Origin of the sequence: Sorangium sp. So ce204 (assembly GCF_051526795.1) — a bacterium.
Classification (GTDB): Bacteria; Myxococcota_A; Polyangia; order Polyangiales; family Polyangiaceae; genus Sorangium; species Sorangium cellulosum_B.
The window spans coordinates 2419532-2439864 of record NZ_CP150317.1 but is presented as its reverse complement, the minus strand read 5'-3'; the positions used below and the strand labels follow the sequence as shown (position 1 = coordinate 2439864).

General features: G+C 73.0%; 16 protein-coding genes. All 16 read right to left on the bottom strand.

What is annotated here, in order from left to right:
* Positions 1–5: 5 nt before the first annotated feature.
* Positions 6–1037, bottom strand: a complete 1032-nt coding sequence (locus WMF22_RS09190; RefSeq protein WP_437298719.1) for an FtsQ-type POTRA domain-containing protein — start codon at positions 1035–1037, stop codon at positions 6–8.
* Complete coding sequence (murC, locus tag WMF22_RS09185) at positions 1034–2443, bottom strand: UDP-N-acetylmuramate--L-alanine ligase (protein WP_437298718.1); 1410 nt, start codon at positions 2441–2443, stop codon at positions 1034–1036. The genes WMF22_RS09190 and murC overlap by 4 nt, the downstream gene beginning before the upstream one ends.
* Positions 2443–3660 (bottom strand): undecaprenyldiphospho-muramoylpentapeptide beta-N-acetylglucosaminyltransferase, encoded by a 1218-nt coding sequence (murG, locus tag WMF22_RS09180; protein WP_437298717.1) that lies wholly within the window; start codon positions 3658–3660, stop codon positions 2443–2445. Before murG ends, murC begins: the two co-directional genes overlap by 1 nt.
* On the bottom strand, positions 3654–4979 hold the full coding sequence (gene ftsW, locus WMF22_RS09175) for a putative lipid II flippase FtsW (RefSeq protein WP_438035500.1): 1326 nt from the start codon (positions 4977–4979) through the stop codon (positions 3654–3656). The genes murG and ftsW overlap by 7 nt, the downstream gene beginning before the upstream one ends.
* A complete protein-coding gene (gene murD / locus WMF22_RS09170) occupies positions 4976–6346 on the bottom strand; it encodes a UDP-N-acetylmuramoyl-L-alanine--D-glutamate ligase (protein ID WP_437298715.1) in 1371 nt (456 codons plus the stop codon). The genes ftsW and murD overlap by 4 nt, the downstream gene beginning before the upstream one ends.
* Positions 6347–6350: 4 nt before the next feature.
* Complete coding sequence (mraY, locus tag WMF22_RS09165) at positions 6351–7481, bottom strand: phospho-N-acetylmuramoyl-pentapeptide-transferase (RefSeq protein ID WP_012234296.1); 1131 nt, start codon at positions 7479–7481, stop codon at positions 6351–6353.
* Entirely contained in the window at positions 7478–9082 is a 1605-nt protein-coding gene (locus WMF22_RS09160) for a UDP-N-acetylmuramoyl-L-alanyl-D-glutamate--2,6-diaminopimelate ligase (protein WP_438035499.1), read from the bottom strand. The genes mraY and WMF22_RS09160 overlap by 4 nt, the downstream gene beginning before the upstream one ends.
* The gene (locus WMF22_RS09155; protein WP_437298713.1) at positions 9079–11166 is read right to left on the bottom strand and encodes a penicillin-binding protein; all 2088 of its coding nucleotides are present in this window, start codon (positions 11164–11166) and stop codon (positions 9079–9081) included. The genes WMF22_RS09160 and WMF22_RS09155 overlap by 4 nt, the downstream gene beginning before the upstream one ends.
* Positions 11163–11516: a hypothetical protein gene (locus tag WMF22_RS09150; RefSeq protein WP_437298712.1), complete on the bottom strand. Its 354-nt coding sequence runs from the start codon at positions 11514–11516 to the stop codon at positions 11163–11165. The genes WMF22_RS09155 and WMF22_RS09150 overlap by 4 nt, the downstream gene beginning before the upstream one ends.
* A complete protein-coding gene (gene rsmH / locus WMF22_RS09145; RefSeq protein WP_437555344.1) occupies positions 11513–12436 on the bottom strand; it encodes a 16S rRNA (cytosine(1402)-N(4))-methyltransferase RsmH in 924 nt (307 codons plus the stop codon). Before rsmH ends, WMF22_RS09150 begins: the two co-directional genes overlap by 4 nt.
* Before the next feature lie 20 nt (positions 12437–12456).
* Positions 12457–12915: a division/cell wall cluster transcriptional repressor MraZ gene (gene mraZ / locus WMF22_RS09140; RefSeq protein ID WP_012234291.1), complete on the bottom strand. Its 459-nt coding sequence runs from the start codon at positions 12913–12915 to the stop codon at positions 12457–12459.
* A gap of 537 nt (positions 12916–13452) precedes the next feature.
* Positions 13453–13857 carry a cobalamin B12-binding domain-containing protein gene (locus WMF22_RS09135; RefSeq protein ID WP_012234290.1) on the bottom strand — a complete coding sequence of 135 codons (405 nt, stop codon included), beginning with the start codon at positions 13855–13857 and terminating at the stop codon, positions 13453–13455.
* A 98-nt stretch (positions 13858–13955) separates the two neighbouring features.
* Positions 13956–15971, bottom strand: coding sequence for a GYF domain-containing protein (locus WMF22_RS09130; protein WP_438035498.1), 2016 nt, complete (start codon positions 15969–15971; stop codon positions 13956–13958).
* A 71-nt stretch (positions 15972–16042) separates the two neighbouring features.
* On the bottom strand, positions 16043–17707 hold the full coding sequence (locus tag WMF22_RS09125) for a response regulator (RefSeq protein WP_437298709.1): 1665 nt from the start codon (positions 17705–17707) through the stop codon (positions 16043–16045).
* A gap of 344 nt (positions 17708–18051) precedes the next feature.
* Positions 18052–19209, bottom strand: a complete 1158-nt coding sequence (gene tgt, locus WMF22_RS09120; protein WP_437298708.1) for a tRNA guanosine(34) transglycosylase Tgt — start codon at positions 19207–19209, stop codon at positions 18052–18054.
* Positions 19206–20330 (bottom strand): tRNA preQ1(34) S-adenosylmethionine ribosyltransferase-isomerase QueA, encoded by a 1125-nt coding sequence (gene queA / locus WMF22_RS09115; RefSeq protein ID WP_437298707.1) that lies wholly within the window; start codon positions 20328–20330, stop codon positions 19206–19208. Before queA ends, tgt begins: the two co-directional genes overlap by 4 nt.
* Positions 20331–20333: the final 3 nt, after the last annotated feature.

Genomic DNA, 20333 nt, shown 5'->3' with positions numbered 1-20333 from the left:
GGCGCTCATCTCATCCTCACCACGACGCGCTCGGGGTGCGCGTCGTTGTCGAGGAAGATCACCGACGCGTTCGCCTTTCGCTGGGCGAGCTCGGTGAGCACCCGCGACGCCTGGGCGACCTTGTCCCGGTAGGGCGGCTGCCCGAGGTGGAGCGAGATCGCCTCCTTTCCGATGGTGACGACGATCGACCCGTCCCGCTCGACGTGGAGCTCCTGGGTCGGATAGCGGCGCGCGACGCCGGCGCGCTCCAGGTCCTCGACCACGTCGAGCAGGCGCCGGACCGCGATGACGACGCCGGGGCGATCCCGCGCCACCTGTTCGCCGGTGATCCCCGTGACGATCGGGAGGTCGACGGGGTCGTCGCCGGCGAGCTCCTTGAAGAGCTCGCCGTCGCGCGTCGCGAGGTAGAGATCGCCGCCGATGGCGACCAGGGCCTGCGCCTCCCGCTCGACGACGTCGACGTGGATCGTCGAGGGGAGCCTGCGCGTGACCGTCGCCTTCTCGATCCAGGGGTCGGTGGTGATCGAGGCGCCGGCGAGCTCGAGATCGAGCGTGAAGATGTTCTTGCCCACCTCGATGCCGCCGGAGCTGGCCACCTGCTCAGCGGTCCGGCGCTGGACGCCGTCGACGAGCACCGTGCGCACGGCGAAGCGAGGGCTCGACACGATGTAGCGGCGCGCGCCCCAGGCGACGGCGGTCGAGGCGACGAGCACGACGGCGGCGCCCGCGAGCAGCTGCAGGGCGCGGAGGGGGCGCGCGATCGGCCGCCGGGGGCGCGCCGCCGGGGGCGCGCCCTCGGCCGAGCGCTCTCCGCGATCGATCGCGCGCGGCGGGCGCACGGAGACGCTCGTCGCGGGCGGGGCCGGCGACTCGTGCGACGGCGGGGTCGACGCGCGCACGCGCTCGTTCTTCGGCGGCACCGCCGCCACGGGCTCGGGCTTCGAGCCGCGCGAGGCCGCCCGGACCGGCGGCGCCGCGGGCACCGACGGCAGCGAGCGGCGGCGGTTCGGCGGGGGCGCGCTGGGACGCTCGGTCATGAGGTGCCCTCCTGCGGCGGCGACTTCGCCTCGAGCCGCGCCTTGAGCCCCCGCACGCACGCGTTCACGTCGCCCGCGCCGAGCGCGATGACCACGTCGCCGGGCCGGGCGATCTTCTCGAGGGCCTCCGGGAGCTCGGCCTTGTCGGCGATGTAGCGCGCGTCGTGGTGGCCGTGCTCCCGGATCGACTGGACGAGGCGCTCCGCGGTGACGCCGGGGATCGGCGGCTCGCCCGCGGCGTAGATGTCCGTGACGAGCAGGACGTCGGCCTGGTTGAAGGCGCGCGTGAACTCGTCGAAGAGATCGCGCGTGCGGGTGTGCCGGTGCGGCTGGAAGGCCACGACGACGCGGTGATCCTCGCCGGGGAACGCCCGGCGGGCCGCGTCGATGGTGGCGCGGATCTCGGCCGGGTGGTGGCCGTAGTCGTCGATCATCGTGACGCCGCCGACCGACCCGACGACGGTGAAGCGGCGAGCGACGCCGCCGAACGTGGCCAGCGCCTGCTTGGTGACGTCGAGCGGCACCTCGAGCTCGTCCGCGACCGCGATGGTGGCGAGGCAGTTGAGGACGTTGTGCGCGCCCGGCATCTTCACCGTGAAGCCGCCGAGCGGCTCCCCCCGGCGGTACGCGTTGAAGCTCGTCTCGAGGCCGCGGAACTGGATGCCGCGCGCCGAGTAGTCCGACTGCGGCGAGACGCCGTACGTGACGTGGCGGCGCGGGATGCGCGGGAGCAGATCCTGGACGTGCGGGTGGTCGAGGCAGAGCACGGCGAGCCCGTAGAACGGGACGCGCGCGGCGAACTCGACGAAGGCGTCCTTGATGCGCTCGTGCGTGCCGTAGTGATCGAGGTGCTCGGGGTCGATGTTGGTGACCACCGCGATCGTCGGGGTGAGCCGCAGGAACGATCCGTCGCTCTCGTCGGCCTCGGCGACGAGCAGGTCACCGGCGCCGAGCCGCGCGTTCGTGCCGAGCGCCGCCATCTTGCCGCCGACGACGACGGTGGGATCGAGGCCGGCGGCGCGCAGGACCGTGGCGACCAGGGAGGTCGTGGTGGTCTTGCCGTGCGAGCCCGCGATCGCGACGCCGTACTTCACGCGCATCAGCTCGGCGAGCATCTCCGCGCGCCCGATCACCGGGGTGCCGAGCGCGCGCGCCTCGGTGAGCTCGGGGTTCTCGGGGCGGATGGCGCTCGAGTAGACGACGACATCGACGCCGCGGACGTTTTCGGCGCGGTGGCCGATGTCGATCCGGACGCCGAGCGACGTGAGCCGCCGCGTCGTCGAGCTCTCCTTGAGATCCGAGCCGGAGACCTCGAACTCGAGCGAGCGCAGGATCTCGGCGAGGCCGCTCATCCCGACGCCCCCGATGCCGACGAAATGGACGTGGCGAACGCGACCGCGGAACATCAGCCTGCCTCCTCCCAGCCGAGGCCAGCGCCGAGCGGCGCGGCCTGGTTCGTCACGGCGCCGCGCTGCGCCTCGCCAGCGCGCGCCGCCCGCCCTCCGAGGGTGGGGAAGCGCAGCGCGCGGTGGCGCGGAGCCCGCGCGAGCTCGAGCAGATCGGCGGCGACGCGCGCCGCGGCGTCCCGCGTGGCGAAGGCCGCCGCCGCGTCCGCCATGCGGGCGCGGAGCGCCGGCGCGGCCGCGAGCCGGGCGATCTCGTCGGCGAGGCGCGTCTCGGTGGCGTCGCCCTGGGCGATCGCGACCGCGGCGGAGGCCCGCTCGAGGGATTGCGCGTTCCTCAGCTGGTGGTTGTCGGCCGCGAACGGGTACGGAATCAGGATGGAAGGGCGCCCGACGGCGCAGAGCTCGGCGAGCGTCGACGCGCCCGCGCGGGCGATCACGACGTCGGCCGCGGCGAGCGCCTCCGCCACGTCGTCGATGAACGGGACGACGCGCGCGCGCCCCGCCAGGCCGAGCTCGGCGTAGAGCGAACGGACCGCGGCCTCGCGATCCCTGCCCGTCTGGTGCACCACCTCGAGGTCGACGCTGCGCTCGCGGCCTCGCGCGATCGCGCGCGGGACGACGTCGTTCAGCGCCAGCGCGCCCTGGCTGCCGCCGAGGACCAGCAGGCGGAGCGCGCCTTCGCGCGGCGCGTACGGGGCGCGGGCGAAGGCGCGCCGGAGGGGGACGCCGAAGAGGCGCACGGTGCTCGGGCGCAGCGCGCGCGCCGTCTCCGGGAAGGCGACGTACGCGCGATCGACGATGGGCGCGAGCAGCCGGTTCGACAGTCCGAGGACGCTGTTCGGCTCCAGGATCGCGACCGGAACGCCGAGCGAGCGGGCCGCGAGCGAGACCGGTCCGCCGGCGTACCCGCCGAGCGAGAGCGCCACGCGGGCGTCGAGCCGCTCGACGAGCCGCCTCGCCTCCGGGAGGACGCTGCCCGCGCGGGCGGCGCCGCGCACGAAGCCGGAGAGGCCGCCCCCGCGGAGCGGCAGGACGTGGAGCAGCTCGAGGTCGTCGCCGCGCTCGCCCATCACGCGCACCTCGATGCCGCGCGCGGTGCCGACGTAGACGACGCGCGCTTCTTCGTCGCGCGCCGCGGCGCGGACGGCGTCGCCCACGGCGATCATCGGGAAGACATGGCCGCCGGTGCCGCCTCCGGCGATGAGCACGGTCACCATGCGCCGCCCTCCTCGGCCGACGCGGCGACCACGGCCGACGCGCTCGGCGCGTGCGGGACGGGCGAGGCGCCCGCCTCGCCGCGCTTCTCGGGGGCCACGACGGTCCGCGATCGGCTGATGCTGAGCAGGATGCCCGCGCCCGCGGCGTTCACGAGCAACGAGGAGCCGCCATAGCTGAGGAACGGCAGGGTGAGGCCCTTCGTGGGGAGGATCGCCATCGCGACGGCGAGGTTCGTCATCGCCTGCACCCCGAAGAGCGTCGCGATGCCGAACGCCATGAAGCTGCCGTAGTCGTCCGCCGCCTCGAGGGCGATCTTCACGCCCCGCGAGACGATGACGAGGTAGGCCGCGCACAGGCCGACGATGCCGATGAAGCCGAGCTCTTCGCCGACGATCGCGGACACGAAATCGGTGTGCGCCTCCGGCAGGTAGAGCACCTGCAGCCCTCGCCCGAGGCCGAGGCCGAAGAGCCCGCCCGAGCCGAAGCTCATGACCGACTGGAACGGCTGGTAGGCGAGGTCAGCGCGGTTGTTGTCCATGTCGATCCACGCGAGGTAGCGCGCGTAGCGGTACCCGCTGAAGCGAACGAGCGCGGCGCCGGCGAACGCCAGCAGCATGGAGAACGCGGCGATGTACGGGACGCGCGCGCCCGCCACGAACAGCAGCGTGAAGGTCAGGAAGAGCAGCACGACCGCGCTGCCGAAGTCGGGCTGCTTGAGGCAGAGGAGCATCAAGAGCCCGACGACGAGGAGGTGCGGGAGGAAGCCGACCGAGAACGACTTGATGCGCTCGGCCTTCTTCGACAGCGAGTAGGCGAGCCAGAGCACGATCCCGAGCTTCGCCACCTCGGCCGGCTGCACGTGGACAGGGCCGAGCGAGATCCAGCGGTAGGCGTTGCCGGCCTTGTGGCCGAGCCCCGCCACGCAGGCGACGAGCATCCCGGTGACGGTGATGAGCACCGGGTACGTGAGGACCTTGAGCCGGCGGTGATCGATGCGGCTCGTGATCCACATCGTGGCGATCGAGAGGACCGCGTAGACGGCCTGACGCTTGAGGAAGAACTGCGCGTCCTTGTAGCGGACCGTCGCCTCGACGGCGCTGGCGCTGTAGACCATCACCACGCCGAAGCCGATGAGCGCCGTGACGACCGCCGCGAGGAGCGCGTCGACCGGGCCCGACGGGCTCGATCGCACCTTCCAGAAGGCCTCGGCGGCCGCCGCGATCCCGCCCGGCGCCGCCTTCTCTTGGTCGGGGGGACCGACGTGCCGGTTCTTGGGTGCGTCGGCGCGCGCGCCGAACGCGCTGCTCCACGACGTCACGACGCCACCTCCCCGGCGGTCCCGCCGGAAGCTCCCTGGAGCTCACGGACCGCGCGGACGAAGGCGTCGCCGCGGTCCTTGTAGTCGCGGAACATATCGAAGCTGGAGCACGCGGGGCTGAGCAGCACCGCGTCGCCCGGCCGGGCGAGGGAGCGCGCGGCGAGGACCGCCTCCGGCATCGAGCCCGCCCGCGCGATCGGCAGGACGCCGGCGGCCGCTGCGGCGATGCGGTCCGCGGCCTCGCCGAGGACGACGAGGCCGCGCCCCCGCTCGCGCAGCGCGGACACGAGCGGGGCGTAGTCGCCGAGCTTGTCGCGCCCGCCCGCGATCAGGACGGCCTTCGCCTCGATCAGGCCGGAGAGCGCGGCGACGGAGGCGCCGACGTTGGTCCCCTTCGAGTCGTCGTAATAGCGGACCCCGTCGACGTCCGCGACGAGCGCGGTCCGGTGCGCGAGCCCCTCGAAGCTCGAGAGCGCGTCGCCGATCGCCGCCGCGGGGGCGCCGAGCGCGGCGGCGAGCGCGGCGGAGGCGCAGGCGTTCGCGAGGTTGTGCGCGCCCGCGAGCCGCACGCGATCCAGCGGGTAGCGCGCGCCGGCGACGCGATCGACGATCGCGCCCCCCGCGGCGCTCACGTCCGCGCGGGCGTCGCGCGCGCTGAACGTCACGACGCGGGCGCGCCCGCGCGCCGCCTGGCGGGCGACGAGCTCGTCGCCGAAGGGGACGACCGCGACGTCGTCGGGCGTCATGCGCTCGAACGGGTTGCCCTTCGCGTCGGCGTACGCCGCGAAGCTCGCGTAGCGGTCGAGGTGATCGTCCGTGATGTTCAGCAGCGCGTGGGCGCGCGCGTGCAGCGTCGGCACGCGCTCCGCCTGGAAGCTCGAGATCTCGAGGACGAGGACGTCCCACGCCTGGTCGACGACCTCGGCGAGGGGGGTCCCGAAGTTGCCGCCGACGAACGTGCGGAGGCCGGCTCGATCGAGCATCGCGCCCGTGAGCGCCGTCGTCGTGCTCTTGCCGTTGGTCCCGCCGACGAGCACGACGGGCGCCGACACGAAGCGCGACGCGAGCTCGAGCTCGCCGATGACCTCGCGCCCGGAGCGAGCGACGGCGTCGAGCGCGGGGAACGACGGCACGCCCGGCGAGACGACCACGAGGTCGGCGCCGTCGAACAGCGCCGGATCGTGCCCTCCCGGCGCGAGGACGACGCCCTCGCCCTCGAGGGCCGCGGCCGCGGCGGAGAGCCGCTCGCGCGGCGCGCCGTCGTTCGCGATCACGCGCGCGCCGCGCGCGTTCAGGAGGCGCGCGGCCGCGACGCCGCTCCGGCCGAGACCCACGACGATCGCTGTTCGCCCGCGGACGTCCATCATGCCCTCACCGCAGCTTCATCGACGCCAGGGACACCAGCGCCAGGAGGATGGAGATGATCCAGAAGCGGACGATGATCTTGGGCTCCGCCCACCCCTTCTTCTCGTAGTGGTGGTGGATCGGCGCCATCAAGAAGACGCGCTTGCCGGTGAGCTTGAACGAGAGGACCTGCGTGATGACGCTGACCGTCTCGATGAAGAAGATCCCCCCGAGGATGATCGACAGGAGCTCGTTCTTGGTGAAGACGGCGAGCATCCCGAGCCCGCCTCCGAGGGCGAGCGACCCGACGTCCCCCATGAAGACCTGGGCGGGGTACGTGTTGTACCAGAGGAACCCGATCCCCGCGCCGATGACCGAGCCGCAGTACACCGACAGCTCGCCGGCCGACGCGATCGCCGGGATGTCGAGGTAGGTCGCGAGCGAGAAGCTCGCGATGGAGGCGCCGACGATGTACGCGAGGATGAGGTAGGTCCCCGCGTTGATGATCACCGGGCCGATCGCGAGGCCGTCGAGGCCGTCGGTGAGGTTCACGGCGTTCGACGTGGCGACCACGACGAAGACGGCGAACGGGATGTAGACGTAGAGCGGCAGCTCGATCGGGTACTTCGAGAACGCGACGAACGGGATCGCGAGCCGCGTCCTGATCTCCGCCCAGTCCGGCGGGAGCTTGGACGCGAGCAGGAACGTGTAGGCCACGGCCGCGCCGCCGATCAGCACCTGGCCGATGAGCTTGTAGCGCCCGGGCAGGCCGCCGCTGTTCCGCCGCTTGATCTTGAGGAAGTCGTCCAGGTAGCCGATGACGCCGTAGCCCGCGGTGACGGCCGTCGTCGCGAGGACGAAGGGGTTCCTGAGGTCGGCCCACAGCACGGTGGGGAGCAGCAGGGAGAGCAGGATGAGCGCGCCGCCCATCGTCGGCGTGCCCGCCTTGATCTTGTGCGTCTCCGGCCCCTCGGCGCGGACCACCTGCCCGATCTGCTTGCGCCGGAGCTCGCGGATGAACCACGGCGCGAGCACGAACGTCAGCACCATGGCGGTGATCGTCGCCATGATCGTGCGGAACGGGATGTAGCGAAGGACGTTGAGCCAGCTCAGCCAGCCGTAGTGGAACTTGAGCGGGTAGAAGAGCTCGTAGATCACCCCGCACCTCCGTGCGACGGCCGCTCGCCGAGGGCGCGCGCGCGGCGCGCGGCGAGCGCGCGCCGCGCCTCGTCGCGATCGTCGAACGGCAGCGTGACGCCGCCGATGATCTGGTACGGCTCGTGGCCCTTGCCGGCGATGAGGACCACGTCCCCCGGCTCGGCGTCGAGCACCGCGCGCTCGATCGCGCGCGCCCGATCGAGCTCGACGACGACGCGCGCGCGCCCGGCGGCGAGCCCTGGCAGGATGGCGTCGGCGATCGCGCGCGGGTCCTCGCTCCGCGGGTTGTCGTTGGTGACGATGGCCACGTCGGCGGCGCGGCCGACCGCCTCGCCCATCTGCGGCCGCTTCAGCGGATCGCGGTCGCCGCCGCACCCGAAGACGCAGAGGATACGCCCGCCGCCGAGGGCGCGAACGCTCGCGAGCACGCGGGCGAGCGCGTCCGGCGTGTGCGCGTAGTCGACGAGCGCGATCACGTCGTCGGCGCCGGGGGTATCGCAGCGCTCCAGGCGGCCCGCGACCTGGATCGGAGACGAGAGCGCCGCGGCGGCGTCACCGACGTCGAACCCGAGCAGGTAGGCCACGGCGAGGGCGGCGAGCAGGTTCGACGCGTTGTGCGCGCCGAGCAGGTGGGAGCGGATGGTGACCTCGCCGGCGGGCGTGCGGGCGCGGATGAACGTGCCGCTCGCGCTGTGCGCGAGCTCGACGGGTGCGATCTCCGCGGCGTCCGGGCCCGCGCCCACCTCCGCCGAGTAGCGCGCGAGCGTCGCCGCGGTCGGGCGCGAGAGCCCGCCGGGGGCGAGCGTCTCGACGAGCTGCCGCCCGAAGGGATCGTCGACGTTGATGACCGCGGCGCCGGGGCCGAGATCCACGAACAGGCGCGCCTTCGCCGCCGCGTACGCCTCCATCGTGCCGTGGTAGTCGAGGTGGTCCTGCGTGAGGTTCGTGAAGACGGCGACCCGGAACCGGACCGCGTCGACGCGCTTCGCCGCGAGCGCGATCGACGACACCTCCATCACGAGGTGCGTCGCGCCGCGGGCGACCATCGCGGCGGCGACGCGGGCGAGCTCGTCCGCCTCGGGGCTCGTGTGCGAGGCGTGGACATCGAGATCGCCGAAGCGGTAGCCGAGCGTCCCGACGATCCCGGCCTGGCCGCCGCACCGATCGACGCAGGCCTGGACGAGGTGGGCCGTCGTCGTCTTGCCGTTCGTACCGGTGATGCCGACGACCTCGAGCGTGAAGGTCGGGTGTCCGTAGACCACGGCGGCGGCCTGGGCGAGCGCGAGCGGCACGTCGGGGACCTCGACGCGCGCGGCGCCGAGCGTGTCGGCCGCGCTCCCGCGGGCGACGATCACCGCCCGCGCGCCGCGCGCCACGGCCTCGGGGATGAAGCGCTCGCCGTGAGCGCGCGCGCCCGCGCGCGCGACGAAGATGTCCCCCTGCCCCACCTTGCGCGAGTCGAGGTGCACGCCCGTGACGACCATGTCCTCGGCGCCCGCCGGAGAGAGCGCGGCGCCCGGGATCTCGAGCAGCACGTCGCCGAGGCGGAGCGCGAGCTCGACCTCGGCCAGGCTGGCTTCCTTGTGATCGTGCTCCGTCATGTGGGGGGCTCGAAGATGAGCTTCAGGGGCGATCCCTTGGGCAGCACGGTCCCGGGCGGAGGCTCCTGGCGCGCGAGCCGCCCCGTGCCCTCGACGCTCGGATCGAGCCCGAGCGCGGCGGCGCTCTTCACGGCCTCGCGCTGCGGCAGCCCCGTCAGATCGGGGACGCGCAGCTCCCCCGCCTTGAGCGGCGCGGACGGCGTGACCACCCCCGCCGAGATCGGCGCGGCCGCGGCGCGCGCCTCGCTCAGCACCTGATACGTGCTCGCCGCGAGGTCCTCCCCGGACTGCTCGCGGATCTCCGACAGCTTCATCGGCACGCTCCCGCGCGGGGTAACGCCCAGGTAGCGCAGCGCCATCTCACCGACCCGACGGAAGACGGGCGCCGCGACCGAGCCGCCGGCGTACGTGCCGCCCATCGGCTCATCGAGCACCACCGCGATGGCGATCCGCGGCCGCTCGGCCGGGACGAACCCGACGAACGACGCCACGTAGTGGGTGTCGGTGTACTTGCCCGTCGCGGGATCGATCTTCTGCGCGGTGGCCGTCTTCCCCGCGACGCGGAACCCCGGGATCGCGGCCTCGACGCCGGTCCCGTCCCCCTCCGTCACCGCGACGAGCATCTCCGACATCATCCGCGCGATCGGCGCCGGCACCGCGTCGCGGCGCACGCGCGGCGACGGCTCCGACAGCGTGACGCCCGTGCCGTCGGTGACCCGCTTGATCAGGATCGGCTCGAGCAGCCGCCCGTGGTTGGCGATCGCCGCCGTGGCCATCGCCAGCTGGAGCGTGGTCACGCTGATCCCCTGCCCGAACGAGGCCGCCGCCGTCTCGACCTGGACCCACGGGCGGCCGCGCGGCCGCAGCACGCCCACGGACTCGCCCGGCAGCGGCACGCCGGTCAGGTCCCCGAAGCCGAACCGCCGGAAGCCCTCGTAGAGCCGCTGCTCGCCGAGCCCGAGCGCGATCTTCGCCGTGCCGATGTTGGACGACTGGGCGAGGATCTGCGGCACCGTCAGCCACTTGTGGATGTGCGTGTCGTGGATCACGACGTTGTCGATCGCCATGTTCCCCTCCTCGCAGTAGATGGTCGCGCTGGGGGAGACGCTCTTCGCCGCGATCGCGCTCGCGATGGCGAACACCTTCATCGTGGAGCCGGGCTCGAAGCGATCGACGACGCAGCGGTTGCGCCGCGACCCCGGATCGCTCTGCGAGTAGTCGTTCGGGTTGAAGCCCGGGGCGCTCGCCATGGCGAGGATCTCGCCGCTCTCCGGCTCGACGACCACGATCGAGCCGCCGAGCGCCTCGTAGGTCTTCATCGCCGCCTCGAGCTCGCGCTCGGCGGTGAACTGGATGCCCTTGTCGATCGTCAGGTGGACGTTGTGCCCGGCGAGCGCCTGCTCGTCCTCGATCCCCTCCGAGAAGATGAGCCGGCCCGAGCGATCGCGGAGCCCGCGCACCTCGGACGCGTTGCCGCGGAGCTCGTGCTCCAGGCTGAGCTCGATCCCCTCCTTGCCCTCGCCGTCGGTGGCGACGAAGCCGAGCAGCGGGCCGGCGAGCTCGCGGTTCGGGTAGAAGCGGCGCCCCTCGCCCTCGATCACGAGCCCGCGCACCGGGTAGCGCTGCGTCCTGTCCCCGAGCGCGCGGACGTTCTCGACCTCTTGCTCGGAGATGCGGCGCTTGAGCCAGGCGAAGCGGCGCCGCCGGCCGAGCTTCTCCACGACGTCCTCGAGCGGCAGCGAGAGCGCCTGCGCGATGCGCTCCGCGTACTGCTGGATCCGCATCGGGACGTACTTCTCCTCGATGCCGCGGAGCATCTCGACCGCGTCCACGGAGACGCTGGGCACCTCCACGCTCTCCGCGAGCGGCGCGCCGTTCCGGTCGTAGATGGTGCCGCGCTTCGGCGTGATGTGGAGCCGCCGCTGGCGCTGCCGCTCGGCGAGGTCGTACCACGCGTCCCCGTCCTCGACCTCGATGCGGTAGGCGCCGGACACGACGCCGCCCAGGCCGAGCGCCATGAGGCCGCAGAGCAGCCCCATGCGGATGCGGATCCACCGCGCGCGCCGGGGATCGAGGTTCTTCACGGCTGCCCTCCGCTCGGCGGCGCGCGGCCGGGCTCCTCGCCATCGGGCTCGCGCTCGCCGGGCGGCGCCGAGTAGCCCCGCACCGGGATCACGCGCTCGGGCGGGGGCGGCGTCATGCCGAGCAGCGAGCGGGCGACCATCTCCACGCGCTGCGGCGTCTCGTAGCTGGCCGCCTCGAGCGAGAGCACCCGCTTGACCTCGCGCAGCCGCGCCTGCTCGGCGCGCGCCCGCCCGAGCTTGTAGCCCAGGTCGACCGTGCGCCCTCGCAGCGCGAGGTGCACGACGAAGGCCGCCACCGTCGCGGCCACCGCGAGCGTCCACAGGATGAGGAACGGACGCTGCTGCGTCACGCGAGCGCCTCCGCCCCGCCCACGCGCCGCGCGGCGCGGAGCTTCGCGCTGCGGGCCCTCGGGTTGCCTTCGACCTCGTCGTCGCCCGCGGTCACCGGCTTCTTCGTCAGCGGCTCCCAGACCTCGGGCTCGCGCAGCGCGCGCTTGACGATGCGGTCCTCGAGCGAGTGGAACGAGATCACGGCGAGCACGCCGCCCGGCGCGATGATCCTGGGCGCCGCCTCGAGCAGCGCCTCGAGCTGATCGAGCTCACCGTTCACCGCGATGCGCAGCGCCTGGAACGTGCGCGTCGCCGGATCGACCCCGCCGATGCGCGCCGGCCCGACGGCGCGCACCACGGCGCGCCGCAGGTCGAGCGTCGTCACGAGCTCGCCGCTGTCGGCCGCCTGCTTGATGCAGCGCGCGACCCTCCGGCTGCGGCGCTCCTCGCCGTAGCGGTAGATGAGGTCCGCGAGCTCCTCGTCGCTGAGCCGCTCGATGAGCTCGAGCGCCGTCTCGCCGCGGCTCGGGTCCATCCGCATGTCGAGCGGCCCCTCCGCGCGGAAGCTCATGCCGCGGCCCGGGTCGTCGAGCTGCATGGAGCTCACGCCGATGTCGGCCAGGAGGCCGTCCACCTGCGGGACGCCGAGGGCCGCGAGGTGCCGCTCGATCTCGGAGAACTCGCCGTGAACGTAGGTCACCCGATCCCCCGCGCGGGCGAGCCGGGCGCGCGCGATGGCGAGGGCGCGCTCGTCGCGATCGATCCCGATGACCCGGGCGCCCGGCGTCTCGAGGATCGTCGCGGTGTGGCCGCCGGCGCCGAGGGTAGCGTCGACGTAGACGCCCTCGCTGACCGGCGAGAGCGCGGCGAGCACCTCGCGGCCGAGGACGGAGACGTGCTGCTCGCCGCGCGGGCGCGGCGGCGGAGGAGGCAGGTGCATGGGGACTACATTGACGACGTTCATAGGCGGAACTGCTCCGCGATTGCGTTCTTGAAGCTCTGAAGCTCGACCTCGCTCATCTGCTGAGCGGCCTTCCACCGTTCCTGCGACCAGAGCTCGATCGTCTGGCCCATGCCCGCCCACAGCACGTCCTTCGTGAGGTCCGCGTGCTCGCGGAGAGACGGCGGGATGAGGATCCGGCCCTGCTTGTCAAGGTCACACTCGACGGCCGCGGACAGGTAACGGCGCCGGAAGGCGACAACGTTCGAATCAAATTGCGGAAGTGCTGCAATTTTCGCCTCCAGCTCTTCCCAGGCCTTCATCGGATACGCGTGCAGGCAGGGGTCGAAGAGGGCCGGGGTGATGACCATCCGCAGGTCGTTCGCGGCCGCGAGCACGTCGCGAAAGCGCGAAGGAAGGCTCGTGCGCCCCTTCGCGTCGATCGCGTGCTCGAAGTGACCGCGAAACATCGTGCTCATCGACCCCAGCTCCGGCTGGTCCGTCCCGCCGAGGGGTTGGCGACGCGTTGCTCCACCGGGCGCACGCCGCGTCGTGACATTCTCTGCCACTTCTTCCCACGAAGCTCCGCCACGCTACGGAGTGAGGTGCCGAGTGTCAACAGTTTGGGAGATTTCTGGACCTCATCCGCCACCTATGTAGGACATAAACCCTCAAGGTCACACCCTACAAAACAGCGGGATTTATCGACAAATGGCCCTCTGACGGGGCCGTGGGAGGAAGTGGGGAGCCGCCAGGAGGTGGGCTGGAACGCGTCGGGCGGACGCTGGCAAGACGGAAAGCAAGCAAGACGGATCGCCGCCCTGAGCACGTCGATTCGCGGCCGGGCGAACGGGTGCGTAGCCGGGTTACCGGGCGGGCTCAGCGAGCCTGCGGCTGGGGCGAAACCGGGCGGGCGAGGAGCGCGGTGGGGGAGAGTGGGGAGGCGCGCCGCGGTGGGGGAGAGTGGGGAGGCGCGCCGCGGTGGGGGAGAGTGGGGAGGCGCGCCGCGGCGGCGGTCAGCTGTGGGGGGTCACGTTGGTCTGGACCCACTCCACGATGCTCTTCAGGGTGGTCCCGGGGGTGAAGACGCCCTTCACGCCGGCGTTCTGGAGCCGCGCGATGTCCTCGTCCGGGATGATGCCCCCACCGAACACCACGATGTCCTCGGCCCCGCGGCTCCGGAGCGCTTCGATAACCGCGGGGAAGAGGGTGTTGTGCGCTCCGGACATGATCGACAGCCCCACGGCGTCGACGTCCTCCTGCACAGCGGCGGAGGCGATCATGTCGGGGGTCTGGTGCAGGCCCGTGTAGACCACCTCGAAGCCCGCATCGCGGAGTGCCCTGGCGACCACCTTGGCGCCGCGGTCGTGGCCGTCCAGGCCGGGCTTCGCCACGAGGATTCGGACTTTGCGCTCTGCCATGAGCGCGTCGATTACCGCCTGCCCGGGCAGACGTAAAGCGACGCGCCCGATCGAGCGGCCTTCGCTCCGCAGGGGTGCATCCTTGCCGAGCAGCGGGCTTACTGCGCGGCGAAGACGAACGGAATCGTCACGGGGGTGGAACCCGAGGAAGGCGGGAACCGCCAGGACTTGATCCGGGAGGCGATGCAGCTCGACAGGCCGGGGTAATCCTTCTCCGACCCGCCGGCCGAGACGGACTGGACGGCGCCCGACGCGGCGATGACCACCGAAGCGGAGACCCTGGCGGTGCTGGCCGCGTTGCTGGCGCGCGCGTCGAGGGCGGGCTGCCAGCAGTGGCGGCGGACGCTGGGGCGGTTCGACTCGACGACGCCGGAGATCTCCCCCTGGGAAAGCGGGGTCAAACTGGCGCTGGTCCCCTGGCTGCCCGGCCCTGACGAGGGGCCGGGGACCCCGGCGCCGAACCCGGACCGGTCGATCTGAGCCGAGGCCGATGGAGCGACCGGCTTGTCCGGCGGAGGGCGCTGGCTCGCGACGCCGCCCGCCTTGCCCGTCGATGCGACCTCCGGCCGGGCGGAAGCCGTCTCGGCCGGTGCAGGTGCGTCCGGCTCGACGGTCGGCGGCGGCGGCGGGGCCGCCGTGGGCAGATCGGCCGGCTGGCTCTGCGGCGGAGGGGCGGTCACGACCTGCACGGGCTGCGGCTTCGGGGAGAGCAGGACGAAAGCGGAGACGCCACCGAACGCTGCGGCCATGGCGATGAAGGCGTATGCGAGCGGGCTCATGCCCGATTTCCGCCTTGGCGCGACCGTCTCCACCAGGCTGCCAGGCGTGGCCACCAGAGGTGCGGGCTCCGCGGCGGAGAGGGCTCCTGCCGCGGCGGGCGAGCCCCCGGCGGTCAGCCTTCCGCCTGCTGGCGCCGTCCGATCGGCCGCGAAGGGATCGGCGAGCACCTCCACCGGCGCAGCGCCCGCGGCGTGGGTCCGCCCGGCGCTTGCCGGCGCGCCTGGCCATGCGGCCGGCGCGCTCGCTGCTGGCGCGACCGGGGTGACGCGCGCAACGGACGTAGCTGACGCAACGGACGCAACCGACGCAACGGACGTAGCCGACGCGACCGGCGCGGGCAGCGGGGCCGACACAGCGGGCGCCCCCGCCGCGGTGAAGGCGGCGACCGCCGGGGCCTGCTCGTTCAGGCCAGGAGGCTCCGGCTCACGCATCGCCGGGCGCGCGGGCGCGGCCCCCCCGAGCGCAGGGACCCTCGACGAGGCGGGCGCCTTCGCCGATGACGCCTGCGGCTGACCGACAGAGGAGCCCGTGGTGCTGATGCGGCGCGCGGGCGGGGACAGGCGGGTGGACTGAGCCTGCGTGACGATCTCGAGCAGCTCCGGGAAGTTCTTGAGGGGCTGCCACTCATCGAAGCCTTCGCGCCAGACGAGCGACTCGCCGTCCACCGCGCCGGCCAGCGCCTTGTCGCGGATGACCGAGAGCCGCACCGGGCCGAGCGGGACGCCGCCGACCCCGACGTACCAGTCCTCGCTCGACGTGGCGCGCACGGCCGGCGCCTTCCCGAGCGGGCGGTCATTGGACATCGCGCGCGTGAACGCGCCGGCGGCCCCCATCGGCGGCGTGGGCTCCGCCGCCCTGGCGGCAGGCGCAGGGGAACGAGCCGGCGCCGCGGGCGCCGGCTGGACAGCCCGGGCTGCCGGGGAGGCCTGCGGCGCGGTCGCCGGACGCGGGCTCGACGCCGGTCCGGGGACGGCGCGCGGCGCGACAGGAGGTCGAGGAGCGCCCGCCGGGCGCGGCAGGGCCTGGGATGCCGGCCGGGGCGGCGCTGGCGCGGCGCCGTGGCCCAGGGGCGAAGCCAGCGGCGGCTTCAACGGGCTCGCCGCGCCCCCGTCCGCCGCCGGCGCCTCGTCGCTCGGAGGGGCGACGTGCGCCTCGTCGCCCGCCTCGCGCGGCGGCTCGACCGGGAGAGCACGCGCCACGGAGCTCTCGGTGACGCTCGCGCTGACCTGGATGAGGTGCCCGCATCGCCGGCACTGCATCCGCACCATCTTGCCGGCGACCTTCTCGTCACCGATCTGGTACTTGGCCTTGCAGTTATCGCAGATGAATTTCATCCAAGGACGCGCCTGCCGGTGGAATGGCGCAGTCTACGACAGCTTGGCCCCGGACGACATGGGGTAGGCGGTCAGAGCAGCCCGAGCAAGTGCTCCTTGATCGATTGCCGCGTCGGGTCATCGGGGGCGACGCCCAGCGCGCGCTCCCAGGTCTCGATGGCTTTGTTGCGAAACCCGGCCTTCTGATAGAGCACGGCAAGGTTCTTCAGCGCGGGGAAGTGCTTGCCGTTGATGTGCAGCGCCGTCTCCAACTCCTGGATGGCGTCGTAGAGCTGCCCCTGCTTGCCGTAGAGCAGGCCGAGGTGGAAGTGCAGCCGGTACGCGAGCGGGTCGATGGCCGTGCCCTCGCGCAGGTGCCGCACGGCCTTGTCGAAATCGCCCGCGCGATACGCCGCGATCCCCGCGGCGAGGAGGCGCTCCGCCTCCGCCGAGATCCGGTCCTGATCGCCGCGGATCGAGCGCGCCTGGAGCGCGTTCTCCACGGCGGCGACGACGTCGGCGACGCGGAAGGGCTTCTCGATGTAGGCCTCCACGCCGTAGCTCGACTTCAGGTCCTCAGCGAACCGCCACCCGCGGTAGACGGCCGAGATCATGATGATCGGGATGTGGCCGTAGCGCTGGGTGCCCTTCATGCGGCGGGCGATGTCGAAGCCGTGCACCTCCGGCAGCATGGCGTCGAGGATCATCACGTCGGGCGGATTCTCCTTGACCATGCGCAGCGCGAGGAGCCCGCGATCGGCCTCCTCCACGCGGTACCCGCGCTCCTCGAAGATGCGACGGAGCAGCTTCCGGATCTCCGGCTCGTCGTCGACGACCAGGATCGTCGTCTGATCGCCCTGCGGCGCCTTGCCTGCGCCCGGGAGCGACTCGACGACGGAGAGATCACGGTCAGCGGTGCCGAAATCCGTGTCCGTGAGCTCGTCGGCCGCCGCCGCCCTCCGCATGGCGTCGTCGACGACGAGCGGCGGCCCCGCCGAGGAGAGGCGGGCCGGCGACGGGGCAGCAGGCGGGCTCGGCTCATCGGTGAGATCGGCGAACGAGATCTCCGCGTCGTCGCGCGGGCGATCCGGCGCGGGCCGCGGCGGCGGCGCGGCGCTGGGAGCAGGCGCCGCAGGGGCCTGGGCCGCCGTCGCCGGGGGCACGGCGGACGCGGGCCGGCGCGGCGCGGGCTGCGCGGGGGCTGGCGGGGGCGCGGGCGGCGCCTCGGAGGCGGACGACGCCGTGGAGCCGAGCCCGGCCCGCTTCAGCACCTCGGGCGGGCACTTGGCGCCCACGTAGAAGGGCTCGCCCTGCTCCTTCATGTCGTAGGCGGCCGCGATGGTCCGCACGAGGGGGCCCGCGAGCGCGATGTACGGGAAGACGCGCTTGCCGGTCACGAACTCGAGCTCGTCGATCACCTTCTTGTCGGCGGGCGCGGCCATGGCCACGAGGATGCGATCCTCGCGCACGAGCACGGGAAGGAGCTTGTGCTTGGCGGCGATCTCGCGGGGGAGGATGGAGAGGTCGCTCAGCTTGATGCAGACCTGGTTGAGATCGATGCCAGGAACGCCGCTCTGCTCGGAGAGGGCCTTCAGCGCAGCGACCTCGGAGACGGTGCCGCTCTCGATGAGGTTCGTGGCGAGGGGCACCCCCTTCGCGCGCGCCTCGAGGAGCGCCTGTTCGAGCTGGGGCTGGGTGACCGCCCGTTGCTGCAGGAGGATGCGTCCGAGCGGCTTTTTGTTGGCGTCTTGCGTCATTCCGCGGGCCGAGTTCGAAGGCTAATGGACGAGGAATGCGCGGGCAAGCACGCGACCCGCGCGCGAAGGCGGCCATCCGACCGACACGACCGGCTCGGGCTCGTGCGCCGGCGGCTCGGGCATACGGCCGGGTCGAGCGCGGCCAGGGCGCCGCCCGATGCGCGCGGATCCGAGCGCGCGTCCCGACGCCAGAGGCGAGAGCTCACCATCCGCCCATGTTACTCCGGAACCCTCCGGGCAGCGCAGGCGATGCGCCGGCGGCGCGACGGCGCCCGCTGCGCCCGCTCCGCGAACGCATCGAAGAGGCCATGGCGACGATGTAGGGTCACTCGGTTTGCTCTGTCTTACTCGGTCGCGCCCACCGTCTCGTTCGCGTCGTTGGCATTACCGTCGCCGCTCGCGCCGAGCCACGCGCGAGCGAACGCCGCGTACCTCCCCTCGGCGATCGCCGCGCGCGCTTCTCGCATCAGGCGGCCATAGAGGTGGAGGTTGTGCTCCGTCAGCAGGCGCAGCACCAGGATCTCGCCGGCCATGTAGAGGTGCCTCAGGTACGCGCGGCTGTATCCGCCGGCGCAGGTCGGGCAGGCGCAGGTCGGATCGAGCGGCGAACGGTCTTCTTTGTAGCGGGCCTGCTTGATGACGATCTTGCCGTGCTGCGTGAGCGCTTGCCCGTTCCGCGCGTTCCGGGTGGGGAGCACGCAGTCGAACATGTCGACCCCGGCGCCGATGGCGTGCACGAGGTCGATCGGCGTCCCCACGCCCATGAGATAGCGGGGGCGCGCCGGGTCGAGGTGCGGCCCGATCTGGGCGACGACCTCATGCATCATCGCGATCGGCTCGCCCACGGAGAAGCCGCCCAGGGCGAGCCCGTCGAACGGCAAGGCGCCGAGCTCATCGGCGTGCGCCATGCGCAGCGCGACCGAGGTGCCGCCCTGCACGATGCCGAAGAGCGCCTGGCTCGGGCGCTTCGCGGCGAGGCAGCGCTTCCCCCAGCGCGTCGTCAGGCGGCACGCCTCCTCGACCTCCGGGCGCGGCGCCCCGCCCGGCGGGCACACGTCGAGCTGCATCGCGATGTCGGCCCCGAGCAGCCCCTGCACCTCCATCGCGACCTCGGGCGTGAGCGCCTTGCGGGCGCCGTCGAGGTGCGATCGGAACACGAAGCCGTCCTCGACGAGGGTGCGCCGCTCGGCGAGCGAGAAGGCCTGGAAGCCCCCGGAGTCCGTGAGCATCGCGTGCGGCCAGCGGGTGAACGCGTGCAGGCCGCCGAGCTGCGCGACGAGCTCGGGGCCAGGGCGGAGCCACAGGTGGTACGTGTTGCCGAGGACGATCCTCGCGCCGGTCGCGGCCACCTCGGCGGGGGTCAACGTCTTCACGCTGCCCTGGGTGCCGACCGGCATGAACGTCGGGGTCTGCACGTCGCCGTGCGGCGTGGAGAGCACGCCCGTCCGGGCATGCCCGTCCCTCGCGAGCTCGGAGAAGGAGAAGCCAGGCGTCCGGCTCATGGCGCGTCCACCCCACGGATCAACATGGCATCACCATACGAGTAGAAGCGGTAGCCGGCGTCGATCGCCGCGCGGTACGCGAGGAGCGTGCGCTCGCGTCCCGCGAAGGCGAACACCAGCGCGAGCAGCGTCGAGCGCGGCAGGTGGAAGTTGGTCAGCAGGGCGTCGACGACGCGGAACCGATAGCCCGGCTGGATGAGGAGGCGCGTCTCCCCGGACTGCGCCCTCACGAGGCCGGCGCGGGCCGGATCGGCGGCCGACTCCAGCGCGCGAACCACGGTGGTGCCGATCGCGATCACCGGCGCGCCGCGCTCGCGCGCCCCCGCGATCGCGCCCGCGGTCGCGTCCGGGATCGAGTAGACCTCCGCGTGCATCGGGTGCAGGTCGAGATCGTCGACCGTGACCGGCTGGAACGTGCCGAGGCCGACGTGCAGCGTGACGCTCGCGATCTCGACCCCGTTCGCGCGGAGCCGCTCGACGAGGCCGGGCGAGAGGTGGAGGCCCGCCGTGGGCGCGGCGACCGCCCCTGGGACCCGGGCGAAGATGGTCTGGTACCGCTCGCGATCGGACGCGTCGTCGCCGCGGCCGAGGTAGGGCGGGAGCGGGACGTGCCCATACGCGTCGATCGCAGCGGCGACGGACAGCCCCGCGGGTGAGGAGAGCTGCACCGTGAGCACGCCGTCCTCGGCGCGCTCCAGCACCTCCGCGACCAGCGCCCCGTCGCGCTCGATATCGAGCACCGATCCCGGGCGTATCGGCTTGGAGGCGCGCCCCATCGCCCGCCAGCGCTCGGACCGCGGCGCGCTCTCCTGCGGCCCTCCGCCGAGGTCCTCCGCGCCGGCCGGCGCCCCGTCCAGCCGGCGCAGCAGGAAGAGCTCGACCTGCCCGCCTGTGCCGCGCTTCCTCCCGAACAGACGAGCGGGCACGACCTTCGTGTCGTTGACGATGACGAGCGCGCCGCGCTCGATGTACCGGTCGAGATCGCGGATCGCCGCGTGCTCCACCTCGCCCGCTCCGCGGCCGCGATCGACCAGGAGGAGCCTCGCTCCGTCGCGCTCCTCGGGGGGCCGCGAAGCGATCAGCGCTTCAGGGAGTTCGTAGTCGAGCAGCTCGCAGCGCACGCC

Excerpts from the sequence above, each read along its gene's own strand:
- murC (WP_437298718.1), bottom strand. The coding sequence starts at position 2,443 with ATGTTCCGCGGTCGCGTTCGCCACGTCCATTTCGTCGGCATCGGGGGC.
- WMF22_RS09125 (WP_437298709.1), bottom strand. The coding sequence starts at position 17,707 with ATGACGCAAGACGCCAACAAAAAGCCGCTCGGACGCATCCTCCTGCAG.
- WMF22_RS09190 (WP_437298719.1), bottom strand. The coding sequence starts at position 1,037 with ATGACCGAGCGTCCCAGCGCGCCCCCGCCGAACCGCCGCCGCTCGCTG.
- WMF22_RS09160 (WP_438035499.1), bottom strand. The coding sequence starts at position 9,082 with ATGACGGAGCACGATCACAAGGAAGCCAGCCTGGCCGAGGTCGAGCTC.
- WMF22_RS09135 (WP_012234290.1), bottom strand. The coding sequence starts at position 13,857 with ATGGCAGAGCGCAAAGTCCGAATCCTCGTGGCGAAGCCCGGCCTGGAC.
- WMF22_RS09130 (WP_438035498.1), bottom strand. The coding sequence starts at position 15,971 with ATGAAATTCATCTGCGATAACTGCAAGGCCAAGTACCAGATCGGTGAC.
- rsmH (WP_437555344.1), bottom strand. The coding sequence starts at position 12,436 with ATGCACCTGCCTCCTCCGCCGCCGCGCCCGCGCGGCGAGCAGCACGTC.
- murD (WP_437298715.1), bottom strand. The coding sequence starts at position 6,346 with ATGATGGACGTCCGCGGGCGAACAGCGATCGTCGTGGGTCTCGGCCGG.
- tgt (WP_437298708.1), bottom strand. The coding sequence starts at position 19,209 with ATGAGCCGGACGCCTGGCTTCTCCTTCTCCGAGCTCGCGAGGGACGGG.
- murG (WP_437298717.1), bottom strand. The coding sequence starts at position 3,660 with ATGGTGACCGTGCTCATCGCCGGAGGCGGCACCGGCGGCCATGTCTTC.
- mraZ (WP_012234291.1), bottom strand. The coding sequence starts at position 12,915 with ATGAGCACGATGTTTCGCGGTCACTTCGAGCACGCGATCGACGCGAAG.